The organism is Mesorhizobium sp. M1295, assembly GCF_040318135.1.
Lineage (GTDB): Bacteria > Pseudomonadota > Alphaproteobacteria > Rhizobiales > Rhizobiaceae > Mesorhizobium.
Genome location: NZ_JAMYLU010000049.1, coordinates 1 through 13,726, shown reverse-complemented (window position 1 = coordinate 13,726; position 13,726 = coordinate 1). Strand labels below are relative to the sequence as shown.

The window sequence follows — 13,726 nt, the reverse complement described above, 5'->3', positions numbered from 1 at the left end:
ATACGTACATCACCGGCGAGCTTCCTGACCAGCAACTCCCTGATCTTGCGAGCGCCCCAATGCGGCTTCTCGCGCTTGGTCTCGACGATCAGCCGCTCGATCTGCTCGGGCAACTGGTTGGCGTACCTCACCGGCCGCCGCGAGCGGTCGCAAAGCGCCTCCAGCCCTTCCTCCCTATAGCGGTTGAAGATCTTGTAGCCAGTCTTGCGCGAAATCCCGAAATCCCGGCACACATCGCTCATGCCTTCTCCCTCGAGAAGGCGGGCAACGAAACGTAGACGTTCCTCCATCACCGAACACTCTCTCCACGGCATCAACACCTCCGGCCAAAAGCCAAAAGTGTTACCCATGTGTCCGGTACAAAACGTCACCTATGTCTCAGGCCGCGCACTTGCCGAAGAAAAGCGGGCTCGGTTCACGAGCACCTGGTGCGCGTCGTCAGGCGCGCGGGTGCTCCTGTCAGCAGCATGAAATGCTTGGAAAACCTTCTGGTCGAGTCTCATCAACTCATCAACCGCGGTTTCGTCGCTGCTTCCAGATTTATTCAGAATGAGGGTCGAGTAAATCGGCCGGCTCGATTCCGAGCACTCTGGCGAATTTTGCCACCGTATCAATGCTGGCGGCATAGACCGAGCGCTCAAGTGCGCTGACATATGTTCGGTCGACACCAGCCTCATGGGCCAGCGCTTCTTACGACAATTTTCTTTTTTGGCGATGCCTATGCAGATTGCGGGCAAAGACCTCTCGGATTTCCATGCACGAGAAGCCACCCTCTTGTCGAGGATTTCACCACGGAGGATTCTCTACAAAAATCAGAGGCAACAAAGGGGAGCGGCTGCACGGCATCACTTTAGCGAGGGCAAATCCCGCTGATCCGTGAACTCAAGGATGTAAATCGTGAAGTTTGACCCGCAAACAAAGTGCGATGCCACCTATAGGTCACGAAAGCCACGCATTTGTGCCAGAAGCTCGCAAGGATCGATCTTGAGAGCCTCGGTTACGTCGAGAAACTCAATTACGTCCAGCCCACGTTCACCACCCTCATACTTGGCGACGAACGACTGCGGGCGGCTTAGCATTTCAGCAATCTGGCTCTGGGTGAATCCGTTATTTTTGCGCGCCGCAATCAACCTTTTCAGCAGCCAGCGCTGGCGAGGTGATCGAAGGGATTTCGGCATCAGACGAACCGGCCAGGAAGAACTGGCTCACCGACTAATCCCAGTTTCGGATTATCCCATTTTAGGATATTGTCCAGTCAAAGGCGGACGCGGGATAATTCATAGCGAGATATGAGATGGAAGACAGATTGCTCCAACCTGCTGTTGCCGACGAGGTCCCCTGGGCGGAGAGCCTGACCGCTTATGACAATGAGCACTTCAGGATCTATCTGAGACTCATAGACGCGTGCGCCGACAATGCCGGCGAAGAAGAGATGGCGCAGGCGATATTGGGCATCGATCCAGCTCAGGAGCCAGCTCGCGCCCGAAAGGCGGTTCGCAGCCATCTCGCGCGAGCGCACTGGCTGGTGGTGGCGGGGTACAAAGAGCTGTTCTCTGGCCAAAAGGTCTGACGGTGACGTTATAGAAGAAAACGCTTATAACCACCGTTCATAAGCGAGCGCCCGCGTCTGACTGCACGGCGGACGCTGTCGCGAAGATGGTCACCGGGATCGGCCCAGTCCTGCTCGACGCGGGCTCTGCCGAAGAGAGCAAGGCCGATTTCGCGATGTGCTGCGCCAGCGATGGAGCCGTCGAGCGCACGCAACACTCGGCGCAACCGCGAGCAACGGGGCTCGGTCGGAAAGAATCTTGGTTGCAGCCTGCCGGTCGAACGGAGGCTGTTCAGACATTCCTGCGCGTTCAGGCGTTGCTTCAGTTCCTCTGGCGACCAGAGGACGGAGGATGTCAATCGCACAGGTTCGAGGATGCTGACGCCTGAAGCAGCCAACTGGAAGCTCCTGCCATTGTCCTCGACAAGGACGTGCTGATGCCCATCCCGCGTGACGAGTATGGAGATGCGGCAGGGATGCGCGGCGAGATCGAGCACGTTGAACCCGCGCGGCCGCGCCGCTCTTTCGGCAGCAACCGGCAAAACATGCGGACATTGGCGGGGGCACCAGAACACGCTCGCATCAGTTCCTTTCGAGCTTGCAAAACAGAAGGCCCCACCGCGAAAGATCGACACTGTTCGACGGCAGGCAGATAATGTCCACGGACCCGGCGTTCGTACGTTCGGCGCGGCGCAACGCGTTCGCCAGATCCTTCTGGAAGTCCGGATTGCGCCTGAGGAATTCCCAGGCCCAGCCTCGGCTGGTCAGCCGCTCGACATAGCCATAGTCACCATCATCTTGCCTGTCCGGCCAGGCAGGGCCAGGTATTATTTCGTCCATTGCATCGTTTCCAGGAAAGGGTTGGATTCCAGGCTCAGGCGATCTTCATGACCGGTGTCCACAGTACCGGGCCCTTGAGTCCGCCATTGCGATGGAGGGCTTCCAAGCTCTCTGTTGAGACGTCGAGATATCCGGCAACGGCGCGCGTGTTGCCTATTGTTTGCGGATCGGACAGCCGTTCGAGTGGCCAGCCGGCGCGACGCAAGATCCGCTCTATGCGCAGATCCGTTACGGTAACGATGCTGCGCAGACCACGTGACAACCCAAACTCGACCATCCCGGCAAACAGCTCGTAGGTGCCAACAGCGATGCCCGCCTGTTTCGGTGCGGAAGGCGGCAGATCAAGCGCAAAACGGCTGCTTTCCCAAACCCGCGGATCTTCCGGCGCCGAACGGTCTGCAAGGAGAGCGCAGAAGCTGTCGCGCAGCATCGTCGGTCCGGTGGTCGGCAACAGGCGCACGCAACCGTCGATGCGCCCGGTGGGCGCACGCAGCAACAGGTAGTGGGGACGAAGCGCGTCGAACGGATCGACCTCATAGCCGCCGCTGAACGAAACGTCCCAATCAAGTCGATCCCTGAAGATGCGATACCGCAAGCGGTGCATCTGCTCGAGCTCGTCGCTGAACTCAGCGTAGCAATCCGGCGTGATCAACTGCATCATGATGGCCTTTCTCCCTCGCATGGATAGCACCTGCGATTGAAGGCAAAGGCCGGAGTTGATACAACCTGTGCATGTGCCCAGGTTTCGGGGATCAGGTGAAGAGAGATGGCCTGGATAGTGCAAGCCGAACGGCTGCCTGAATAACCGTCTTCACGCCAAGCTTCATCCTGGCGTTATCCCGATGATAGGCTGCGGTGTGCCGACTGATTCCCAAGATGCGGCCGATCTCCCACGCCGTCTTTCCGCGAGCCGCCCACTTCAGACACTCGATTTCCCTTCGCGATAGGGCAACGCCATCCACGATCCTGCCGTCGGCCAACTTGCGACAGGCATGAAGATGGAAGAAGACCGCGATGAGCTGCAGCACGCGGTCATATCGGTCAATCAGGCGGAAGAACAGTGGTCGCCTTTCATCCGAGGCGAAGGTCAGTGCTGCAAACGTACCGGTGCTGCCATGGATCGGGATCGTAAAGCCGCGGCGAATGCCAAATTGCGTCGCCTCATCCATCAATTGTCGCTGCTGCGTCGACAGTTCGAGATCAGCACCGTGCGCATCCCAGTTGAATGGTTCCTGACCCCCACGCGCCTGATGGATAACCGGGTCAATCTTTTCATACCGACTGTGAAGGTAGTGAGATGTCCAGGATTGAGGATAGGTTGAAATCAGGCGCACCTTGCGGCCCTTGCCAGGCGAAGGGAAAAGATAAGCAAAAGACGGCAAATCGAGCGAAGAGGCAATCTCGCCCAGAGCGTTGCGCAGGTCCGTCGCGTCAGCGCTGTCTGCGATTTGCTCTACAAATCTATGAAAAACGTCTTGCATAGCTAAACTGCAGTGAGTTCGCCCACGGCTTCTGGCCCCACATATCGGAGCCCAGACGGGTCGACCAAAGCGCAGCCATGGAGGGAAGAAGGCCCGGCAGGAGACTGAGCTCCGTGCCGGGCCGGTGCGCCTTGGGAGGGCGATATGTGCTTCGACGGCGCTCTTATCGACACCGAGACCTCATTCCAGCGCCATCTCTTAGCAGGCGACAGTTGTCATCCTTGGGTTTGCACTTCCTTACGGTCGGGGTGTCTGTTTGCGCGCTGTTGAGACTGTCTCCATGGAGGAGCTCAACCTCACGGAAGATTGCGGTCTGTGTCCTGCACCTGAGATTCATAGATGGCTTCCGTCCCCAGGTCTTCAAAGGCAACGAGCCGCGCCGCCTTGATCGATGTTGAAACCAGGTACGCAGCGGCGCCCACAGCGATGAGATAGGGCGTTTTGTGTTTAACGATCGACTCGATGGCCAGCGGGCCCGCTCTGCTTTGCCGACCATCGCAAATAGGCCAGTCTCGGCGAGTATCTTTTCAGTCGGCTCACCGGCTCCGTCCTCACAATATGAGCTCGCCATACCACCAACCGATGTGCGGTGTTCAGTGATCATTCATTTCTCAGCAAAACTGGTCGTGTTAGGCCGGTTTATACGGTGCGCGGTGCGGACCGCTTACTTCTGAGTGTACCAGCGTCACTGGGCCGCCTTGCGCGAATTTATTGCTAGTAGCGCAGAAAATCCACGTTTTTCACGGTGGATAGGCACATAATCGCCGACTGCAGCACGCCACGATAGATGCGGATGACGTGAAGTCAGTCCTGACCGGCACGTCGAAGATGACGTTGTCGATCCCGCGCGACCGGGCCGGCACCTTCGACCCGAAGCTGATCGCCAAATCAGAGGCGTTTTCCCGATTTCGACGAGAAGATCATCTCCATGTACGCGCGCGGCATGAGTGTGCGCGAGATTCGCGGCCATCTCGAAGGAGCTCTACGGCATCGACGTGTCGCCGGACCTGATCTCGGCCGTGACCGATGCCGTCGTGGAGGAAGTGGCCGAATGGCAGAACCGGCCGCTCAATGCGGTCTATTCGCTCGTCTTCTTCGACGCGATCCGGGTCAACATCAGGGACGAGGGCTTCGTGCGCAACAAGGCCGTCTACATCGCGCTCGGCATCCTGCCCGACGGCACCAAGGAGATCCTCGGCATCTGGATCGAGCAGACCGAGGGCGCCAAGTTCTGGCTGCGCGTCATGAACGAGCTGAAGAACCGCGGCGTTGGCGACATCGTGATCGCCGTGGTCGACGGCCGCTTGCCGCGTTACGGCAAGAAGGCTTGATACCAGCCGCCCCTCCAGTTGAGCGTACGGAGCATGAGCGGATTCTTGATGTGTTCGCGGCTTACCTCACGAATGACAGAGGGCTCGCCGCCTCGACGGTGGAAAGTCACAAGCTGCTCTCACACCGATTTCTGCAGGAGGTCTGTCCGGCTGGCGCAGATGGGTTTGCAGCGCTCACCCCGGAGATCGTCATCGGCTATGTCGAGCGACATGCTCTCGATGGCTCCGCCGACAGCGGCAAAGCGATGTGCGGGGTGGTGCGCACCTTCCTGCGCTATTTGCATCTGAAGGGCTTCATTTCGGTAGCCTTGGCCGATTGTGTGCCGTCGATCCGTCGCTGGCGGCTTGCTGGCCTGCCAACCTTCCTGCCACCACAGAAGGTTCAGTTGGTTCTCGATGCCTGCGATCGGACCACGGCAATGGGGCTTCGCGACTATGCGGTTCTGATGGCGCTGGCCAAGCTGGGCTTGCGCGCCAGCGAGGTTGCGGCGCTCAGTCTTGACGATATCGATTGGCGGTCGGGCAGTGTCCTCGTCCATGGCAAGGGACGGCGGCAAGCGATGATGCCACTACGCCACGACGTCGGTGCAGTGATAGCGGCGGTGGCCGGGCTACGCCATTCCGAAGCGCTCGATCTGCGCCGGGACGACGTCGATCTCGACCAAGGTATCCTCACCATTCGGGAGACGAAGTTCGGCAAGTCGCGGCTGGTCCCGCTCCATGCCACGACGGTCGCCGTGCTGTCGCACTATGCCGGGCGACGCGACGCGCATCTCGTCGCGCCTCGTAGCCCCTATTTCTTTGTCGCCGAGCAGGGCGGCAGATTGCTGCACCAATACGTGCACCGGGTGTTCTGGCAGCTGTCGCGACAGATCGGTCTGCGGCAGCGGGGGCAGCGCAATGGTCCGCGGATTCACGATCTTCGTCACCGTTTCGCCGTCCAGGCCCTGACCAACTGGTATCGTGCGGGCGAAGATGTCGAGCGGGAACTGCCGGTCCTCTCGACCTTTCTCGGCCACGCCAATGTTCGCGACACCTACTGGTATCTATCCGCCGCGCCGGAGCTAATGACCCATGCCGCGCGACTGTTGGATGAGCGGTGGGAGGTTCGCTCATGAGTGCCTCGAACGATCTGGCCGTGCTGATCGAGCGGTGGTTCACCGATCGGCACATGCGACATCGAGGCGTAAGCTCCAACACCATCGCCTCCTATCGCGACACCTTCCGGCTCCTGTTTGCATTCGCGCAGACACGCCTTGGCAAGTCTCCGTCGCAGTTGACACTGCGGGATTTGGACGCGCCTTTCATCGGCGCATTCCTGGAGGACCTCGAGACATTGCGATCCGCCTCAGTGAGGACCCGGAACCTCCGCCTCACGGCCATTCGGTCTTTCTTCAGATATGCGTCGTTCGAGGAGCCGGCCCATAGCGCCCAGATTCAACGCGTGCTCGCGATCCCGAGCAAGCGATGCGACAAGCGACAGCTTCAGTTTCTCACCAGGCCCGAGATTGAAGCGATCCTGGCCTGTCCGGATCGCAGCACATGGCTGGGACGGCGTGATCACACTCTGCTGTTGCTGGCCGCGCAAACGGGGTTGCGGGTCTCGGAGATCATCGATCTCGACCGGGACTCGGTGATGCTGGGGCACGGTGCCCACGTGCGATGCGTTGGCAAGGGCCGCAAGGAGCGAAGTACGCCGCTCACCAAGGTTGCACAGCAAGCCCTTCGGGGCTGGCTCAACGAGCCCAGGAAACGGGGCGCAATGCACGGCGGCAGGCTGAGCGCCGACGGCGTGCAGGCGCTGCTGAACAAACATGTCGCCAAGGCTCGCGAACACTGCGTCATCCTCCGCTCGAAGCGGGTGTCGCCTCATGTTTTGAGGCACAGCGCTGCCATGGAGCTGCTGCAGGCCGGCGTCGATTGTTCGGTCATCGCCCTATGGCTGGGCCATGAGGCGATGGAAACGACGCTGACCTATCTTCACGCACATCTTGAGCTGAAGGAATCCGCACTTGACAAGCTGAAGCCATACGAACGCGCAAAGGCCAAACGATTTCGGCCAAATGACCGACTTCTTGAATTCCTGAACGCCCTTTGAGCATGAGAACTATGCCGAGTGTCAACGACCGGTTCTCGGTCGAAATGGCGGGCAAAGCGCTTCATACCGCCATGATCGGAAGAGGCGCTCGGCATAGTTTGGCGGTCGGCATAAAGCGCCAAGATGAACGGTGTCGAGCCGCTCGGCAATCTCGCTGACATGCTCTTCAGAATCGTCAACGGCCACGCCAACAGGACTAGTTTCTGCCATAGGCCTACATCCTGTCTCCGTAGCTTGAGGCCGTGCCCTGAGAACACCGCTCAACGAATCAGCACGCGGCCATTCACTAACTCGAAGGAACAGCTTAGGTTCGAGCCAAATTGTCGTACCGATTGAGCTTGTAAATGACAGTCGAGACGACCCAGCCCAGCATGAAGATTCCGACCACCGCATATCCGAGGTTGGTCAAGTTGTCGTTGATCTCGCCGATGAAATCCCAAAACCCGCCGGCAAGTCCAAGCTTGTCGCTGACTACCCCAAGAGCCTCGACGCCACCGATGAAGATTGCGACGACCACGGAGGCCGCCGTGATGGTGAGGTTGTACCAGAGCTTGCGGATCGGATTGATGAACGCCCAGCCGTAGGCACCCACCATCGCAACACTATGGGTTGTATCCATAAACGCCATGCCTGCCGTGAACAGGGCGGGGAAAATCATGATGGTCCAGAAACTCATGCCCTGCGCGGCTTGGGTGGCGGAAATTCCTAACAGGCCTATCTCCGTCGCCGTGTCGAAACCAAGGCCAAAAAGGAAGCCCACTGGATACATGTGCCATGACTTGGTCACAACACGGAACACCGGGCGGAAGATGCGAGCCAGAAACCCTCTGTTGGCGAGCATCGTGTCGAGCTCTTCGTCGCTCACCCTCTCCCCCCGCTTAGCTCGGCTGAAAGCGGCCCACACGCCTTTGAGGATGATCAGGTTCGCGACGCCGATCGCGAGCAGAAAGAATGCCGAGACCAGCGTGCCAATGACGCCGCCCAGTTCATGGAACTGGGCGAGCTCACCCTGTACGGCGGCGGCGCTAGCGGCGATCAGAGCGGAGCCGATGACAACGATCGTGGAGTGACCAAGCGAGAAAAAGAAGCCTGCACCGAGTGGCTTCCTTCCTTCCTGCATCAGTTTGCGCACGACGTTGTCGATAGCTGCAACGTGGTCGGCATCAAAAGCGTGGCGGAGGCCAAACACGTAGGCCAGAGAGGCTGTCCCCATCATTACGGGGTCGTCTCGAAATAGTAGATAGGCGGCGCCCCAAGCTGCGATGTTCGCCGCGATCAGGAAGACGTAAACCAGTAAAAGCCGAGCGCGAATGGGTCGCGAGGCCAGCAACTTATCTTGGCGGTCGGATACAGACAAAACCTCGGTCCCCTTTCCCGTCAGCGAAGCTAGACCGGTCAGTTAAAGCCGATCAACATGTGAAAATTTAGACTGTACTTGAAAATGGACAGGCGGTTGTTAGGGAATCAAAGAAAACTATCGCCTAATGCGATTGGCCTTCGCCGAGGACAAACTCGAATCGCGAAGCCCTGAAGAGCGGCACAGAAAAGGCGCGCCCAGGAATGCGCGACGTCGGCACGGCCAAGCACGATGAGGACTTCGAACGTTCGTCCGTCACGCTCGTCCGCGAAAGGTGTCCCAGAACACCGCATACGGTTTCTTGACATTCGTCGTCATGCAAGTATTCCTTCAGATATCGTTTACGGTTCGTTTGAGAGAGCAGCCAACAACCTGTGCACCCAATGCCTCCCGCGTCGAGCGCAACAAGATCGTAACCCGCAGGTCGGACCGGCAATTCAATGCTCGCGTTGTGTGCGTACAGAGTGCACCGGCGTGTGCTCGTGGCTAGCGCCGAGTTGGTGAAGTCGATGGTGCAGCCGATGATGAGCCAGTTCCAAGGCCGCTCTCATACGAGCATGCCGCGCTTCGTCGCTGATCGGAGCCAAGGTATCCAGATACGCGATCGACCCCTCGATCTGTGCAAGCACTGCCACAGCGTCGCTAGTTGCAAAGATTGGGCTATCTCCAACCTCCACTAGGACGGCGCTGGTGTGCGCAGCTATGTCGGCATCACGCCCCGCCACACTGCCCCGAACACGAACAGCAAGCCAGCAAGATTCCGTGATTTGCAACGAGCTGTGCCCTTGGCACGAGAGTTTGTCTGAACGGAATTCATCGACGACAGTTCCATTGCGGAGAAGTTCGATACGCTTTGGAGGGACGCTGACCGATTCAATCTTCCAATCGATCGCAACCCTACCACCACTGCGAGGAAGTCGGAGCTTGGTTCCCGGACGCCGCCCTTCCACAGCCATTCTGACGAGAGGCCCCACTGTGATGAATGTGTCGCCACCGCGCACAGCGTCCATCCAATTCTGAAACGTGAAAGCGCGATCCCCCAGATAGGCGTATGTCCGGATCCCGCCAAGGAGCGAGGCAGCATTCATTTTGTCGGAACCCGCGACCAACGGCAAATGGTAACCAATATTGAGATACCGATACCAATCAGCAAGCCCGAAGGCGCTGATCTGGGCATCGCGCGGATTGAAGGTCATCATCTCGATAGCGTCGACCAGACCAAGCACGATGTCTGCCGCACGCTCGGCCTGAGGACTGGGTGCGTGCGGCATTACGACGAGACCGCCCTGTTGCCGGCAACGTTCTGCCCAGCCAGCCATCGTGCTCTCCAATGGATCGCCGATCGCTGCCTCGTGGGGCCCAGCGGTGCATAACGGATCGATCATTTCGCCTTCATATCCAAGCAGCGATATATGACCCAGCACGTGCTGCCGGTTTTCGGTACCAACCCGAACCAAGAACTCCCCGTCGCCACCGAAGTCCTTCGCACCCAAGGTCGTTCGGCCGTCGAAGTCGCCTACATTGGTGAACATTTCGCCCCACTGGGACGCGAGAAGGTTGACGACGTTCACTCCCTCCGCCTGCCCTTCGAGAAGAGCTGTCTGGGGGCTCAGAACATGAACATGCGTGTCCGAACAGACCCAACCTTGTTCACGCCAATGCAGCACTTTCTCCAATTCGAATGTCAAGGTCTCCGTATCTTGATCGATCTCGACAATGCGCCGGAGCGGGCGCATCTCGAAACCCTTCGTAATTTCGACGAATATGGCACCTATCGGAAGGTCAACGGTGCAAGTCCCATCCACATAGGCATACTGATTGAGGCCATTGACAAACTCGCCGAAGAGGTCTTCGAACCACCCAGTATTGACCTTTCGGTGGTGCCCTTTGGGCGGAAGATATTCTCCGTGTGGCCCATGGACATGCAAGCGTGCGCCAACGCGCCGGCCTGTGCCCTTCTCAATTATTTGAAATTTCACAGCTCTTGTAGCAGCCTCGATGGCTACTGCATGTAGCACTTGGTTTGTAACGGAGTGAACCGTCTCAAGGGAACGAAGCTCCCGCACTAGCAGGCTGCCATCGCCGCGCCGAAGATAAAGTCGTGCATCTGGGTGAGCCGAATATTCGACGATCACTTCGCCGCCCGATCGCACTGGCTGGACGTCAGGGAGATCACTCAGCCAATTTTGGCCTGCGTAGTCTAGCACGGCGCGCGCAGAAATGACTGTTCCAAGATCGATACCGATTTGATCACCGCGATCATCGACGTCGAGTTCTCCAAGTGCATTGACGTTTACGCCATCTGGCAAACCCATCCTTAGCTTGCGGCGCCCTTGAAGCCGCAGCGGGTGCTCTTCCAGCTCAGTTGTGCTAATGGCGTATATCAGCGACTCTTCGTTCTCTGCGCGTAGCCGAAGGGATGCGATCTCTCTCTCGGGGTGCGGGTTCGGCAGGGCGTAAAGCCAAAGGTTCTCGTCATCGGTGAGACGTCCAGACGAATTTCGCTGTTCTGCGCTGCCGAAATCGAAGCTGGGCACTCGGTCTAAGGCGATGTCGTCGGAGTGGGTCGCATGTACGCTTGGCGCTCTTGCTGGTACCGCAGCAAATGGGCTAGCGCCCCACGATATGTGCCTCTGTTGAATTCCGAAACGGCGCAATAGGGGTAAGTGGACTTCACCGCCATCCGCATACTGCAGGGAGTAAGTCGAAACCAGCTGGCCGAGATCATTGCCATCAATTCCAAGCGTTGCTGGTCCAATATCCCCAAAGCCACGAATGTTTTGCGGCCGATCAGCGACTGCCTGAACGAAGATCAAATAAGTCACAACCTTCGATGGTAACAGAACTGTGACTGCATCTCCTCCAGGGCGCAGAAGGAGCACATCACGCTCCGATTGATCGCCGAACAGAAACGGTATGCCTCTGCACGACTGAAGCCCCTGAAGTTTGACGCTCCAATCATCGCCCGTGAGCACGGCCAGCCCGCCACCTATCCTGTGACGTGTAGCGTTGAAAGAAGTCTTTAAATCTAGAGGAGTGAAGTGTGGAGATGGCGGCGTTTTCATTCGTCCGATTCCGATCGGGTCTGGACCCTTTGCTGCCGCTTCCGAAGCAGGCGTTTGCGCTCGCGCAGGTTCAAACGAGTGCAAACGCCATTGGGTTCAGCCCTTGCAGAGTTCAGCGGTTGTAGCGCTTTCAGGCAAATTTTCTTTTGTTAAGCCATATTTACCGACAGATTTCATCATCTCATCGGACCCCAAATAGTCTTTCAACACCGCGTTGAAAGCGTCGACGGTTGCTTGTTCGTTGGGGAGGAAGGCAATTGCCGGGTAACCGGGCTTGGCCCACTGGGTATATGGATTGGCCAACTCAAGACTATCATCCTTATCAACGAATCCCTTCGCGGCGAAATAGTCGGCAGAGCCGGCAGCGGCGCGGCCAGCCTTCACAGCTTGCACGATCTCGGCAACACCCGCGACCTGCATGACCTTATCGTCGGCGATGCCGGCTTCGGTCGCCCATTTTACCGAGATATAGCCCGAGCCGGTCACCATCGTTAGGCCCTTGTCCCGAAGGTCCTGGAAGGAGTGAACCTTATCGGGATTGCCCTTCCGCACGATCATGGCGTCGCCTAGCCTGCCGATAGGTTGCGTAAAAAGCACATTGCGGCATCGATCCGGCAAAATAAACATGCCGCCCGTGATCATGTCGAAGCGACCGGCCTGCAGGCCGGGAATAAGCGATCCCCATTCGGTCACAACCGGCTCGACCTTTGCGGGTCCGAGCTTCTTGAGGATGTCAAGCGTTATGGCGTTGACGAAGCCGAGGGGCTCGTTGTTATCCCCTGGGTAGGCATAAGGAGGTTCGCTGGCAAAACCTAACCGGATCGTCTCTCCATTCTTGATCTTCTCCAGCAGTGACTGCGCCGATGCCGAAACGGCAAACGATGCGATTACCGCCGCCGCGATACCGAGTGCGCCAATTCCGTTCAAAATTAGGCCCAATAGGTAATCGCACTTTCTCTTTAGTTGTTGCCACTTGGCCATCGAATAGTTCCTCCGTTGTTGTTTTGCCGGCATCCCCGCCGGATCCATCGGGAGGCGACGTACATCTGGATGGGAGTGCCGCGGCGGTTCCCGATTCTTGCGACTCGAAGGTCGCACCTACCGTCTCTTGGCATTTCTATACATTTTATCCTCAACGCAAGGCACCTCAGCCTGCCCCTTAGTTGTAGCAGCGCAAATTGGCGGTCTTGCACAAATCAGATATGGATGGACGCAGCAAACCGGCTTATTTGCGCCGTAGACGCAGACTCTCCAACGACATGCTAGGATAGGCTGCATGGATCAATTCTGACAAGGAGAAGAACAAGACGCTCATTGATCGCCTCGTCGTTGTTACCGGCGCCGGATGCGGACTTGGCACAGCCAATGCGAGGACTGGCCAATTCGGCTAGGATGGTCGTCACCGATATTGATCCGAGCTTACCCGGGAAATCGCGCGCTCCCTAACAGGGGAAAAGGTTTTATCGCTTCGGCGAGAAGCTCGACGCCACAGATGGGCACGCAATTAAGGTAGTTTTAAGCGGACGGGCAAGGACTGCGTTGACTACTGCGCAGGGCACTCTGCCTAAGCTCGCTCGCCTCCTTTTCGATCCGGGTCACATGCGGTCGGCACGGGCTACATGGACACCGCAATGGGCGGCAGGGACGAGGCACGGACGACTGTCTGAACTGACGTTGCCCGATGAAACGGTTCGGGCGGCCTTACGAAATCGCGCGACCGATCGTGTTCTCGCCTCGCAGGCTGCGAGTTTCGTCAGCGAAGTCACACGCCCCGTCTAGTTAGTGATCTGAAGACGTTTCCTCGTAAGCGCCTCGCCGATCACCTATGGGTTTGGGCTTGATGTTTTCCGGAATAGCTAGGGCATGAGTTCCTCGATCTGGCTCTGTGGATGGCCGTTGATGATGGCCTCGAGGGTTTCTGCGAGGTAGGCAACGGGATTGACGTCGTTGAGCCTGCAGGTGGCCACGACGGATGAGAGCAGCGCCCAGTTTTCGGCCCCGATCT

At 58.1% G+C, this 13,726-nt stretch carries 13 protein-coding genes and 3 pseudogenes; 4 read left to right on the top strand and 12 right to left on the bottom strand.

Annotated features, from left to right (window positions below):
• From NKH29_RS31905 to NKH29_RS31895, 3 genes and pseudogenes are all read right to left on the bottom strand, one after another.
• Positions 1-314 (bottom strand): helix-turn-helix domain-containing protein (locus tag NKH29_RS31905; RefSeq protein ID WP_353001360.1); only part of this gene is annotated, 314 nt, incomplete at its 3' end.
• A gap of 226 nt (positions 315-540) precedes the next feature.
• Positions 541-756: pseudogene (locus NKH29_RS31900) on the bottom strand (helix-turn-helix domain-containing protein).
• Between the two features lie 176 nt (positions 757-932).
• Positions 933-1,178, bottom strand: a complete 246-nt coding sequence (locus NKH29_RS31895; RefSeq protein WP_353001359.1) for a helix-turn-helix domain-containing protein — start codon at positions 1,176-1,178, stop codon at positions 933-935.
• Positions 1,179-1,294: 116 nt separating this feature from the next.
• On the opposite strand from NKH29_RS31895, the gene NKH29_RS31890 reads away from it, so the two are divergent.
• Entirely contained in the window at positions 1,295-1,570 is a 276-nt protein-coding gene (locus NKH29_RS31890) for a DNA -binding domain-containing protein (protein WP_353001358.1), read from the top strand.
• Positions 1,571-1,578: 8 nt separating this feature from the next.
• Here the strand turns inward: NKH29_RS31890 and NKH29_RS31885 are convergent, their stop codons facing one another.
• The 5 genes and pseudogenes from NKH29_RS31885 to NKH29_RS31865 all read right to left on the bottom strand — a co-directional run.
• A complete protein-coding gene (locus tag NKH29_RS31885; protein ID WP_353001357.1) occupies positions 1,579-2,046 on the bottom strand; it encodes a DUF2285 domain-containing protein in 468 nt (155 codons plus the stop codon).
• A gap of 85 nt (positions 2,047-2,131) precedes the next feature.
• Positions 2,132-2,389, bottom strand: a complete 258-nt coding sequence (locus tag NKH29_RS31880) for a transcriptional regulator domain-containing protein (RefSeq protein ID WP_353001356.1) — start codon at positions 2,387-2,389, stop codon at positions 2,132-2,134.
• Positions 2,390-2,423: 34 nt separating this feature from the next.
• Positions 2,424-3,050 carry an acyl-homoserine-lactone synthase gene (locus NKH29_RS31875; RefSeq protein WP_353001355.1) on the bottom strand — a complete coding sequence of 209 codons (627 nt, stop codon included), beginning with the start codon at positions 3,048-3,050 and terminating at the stop codon, positions 2,424-2,426.
• A gap of 91 nt (positions 3,051-3,141) precedes the next feature.
• Complete coding sequence (locus NKH29_RS31870; protein ID WP_353001354.1) at positions 3,142-3,870, bottom strand: LuxR family transcriptional regulator; 729 nt, start codon at positions 3,868-3,870, stop codon at positions 3,142-3,144.
• 317 nt (positions 3,871-4,187) lie between these two features.
• Positions 4,188-4,402: pseudogene (locus NKH29_RS31865) on the bottom strand (fumarate hydratase C-terminal domain-containing protein); the annotation flags it as partial.
• Between the two features lie 269 nt (positions 4,403-4,671).
• Between NKH29_RS31865 and NKH29_RS31860 the strand changes: the two are divergent.
• From NKH29_RS31860 to NKH29_RS31850, 3 genes and pseudogenes are all read left to right on the top strand, one after another.
• A pseudogene (locus tag NKH29_RS31860) lies at positions 4,672-5,171 on the top strand (IS256 family transposase); the annotation flags it as partial.
• An 80-nt stretch (positions 5,172-5,251) separates the two neighbouring features.
• Complete coding sequence (locus NKH29_RS31855; RefSeq protein ID WP_353001353.1) at positions 5,252-6,319, top strand: tyrosine-type recombinase/integrase; 1,068 nt, start codon at positions 5,252-5,254, stop codon at positions 6,317-6,319.
• Positions 6,316-7,299, top strand: a complete 984-nt coding sequence (locus tag NKH29_RS31850) for a tyrosine-type recombinase/integrase (RefSeq protein WP_353001352.1) — start codon at positions 6,316-6,318, stop codon at positions 7,297-7,299. Before NKH29_RS31855 ends, NKH29_RS31850 begins: the two co-directional genes overlap by 4 nt.
• A gap of 304 nt (positions 7,300-7,603) precedes the next feature.
• Here NKH29_RS31850 and NKH29_RS31845 read toward each other — a convergent pair whose 3' ends face one another.
• The 4 genes from NKH29_RS31845 to NKH29_RS31830 form a co-directional block, all read right to left on the bottom strand.
• The gene (locus NKH29_RS31845; protein WP_353001351.1) at positions 7,604-8,656 is read right to left on the bottom strand and encodes a HoxN/HupN/NixA family nickel/cobalt transporter; all 1,053 of its coding nucleotides are present in this window, start codon (positions 8,654-8,656) and stop codon (positions 7,604-7,606) included.
• A gap of 437 nt (positions 8,657-9,093) precedes the next feature.
• Positions 9,094-11,721 carry a CehA/McbA family metallohydrolase gene (locus NKH29_RS31840; RefSeq protein WP_353001350.1) on the bottom strand — a complete coding sequence of 876 codons (2,628 nt, stop codon included), beginning with the start codon at positions 11,719-11,721 and terminating at the stop codon, positions 9,094-9,096.
• A 96-nt stretch (positions 11,722-11,817) separates the two neighbouring features.
• Positions 11,818-12,702, bottom strand: a complete 885-nt coding sequence (gene ehuB / locus NKH29_RS31835; RefSeq protein WP_353001349.1) for an ectoine/hydroxyectoine ABC transporter substrate-binding protein EhuB — start codon at positions 12,700-12,702, stop codon at positions 11,818-11,820.
• 875 nt (positions 12,703-13,577) lie between these two features.
• Entirely contained in the window at positions 13,578-13,688 is a 111-nt protein-coding gene (locus tag NKH29_RS31830) for a transposase domain-containing protein (protein ID WP_353001361.1), read from the bottom strand.
• Positions 13,689-13,726 lie beyond the last annotated feature (38 nt).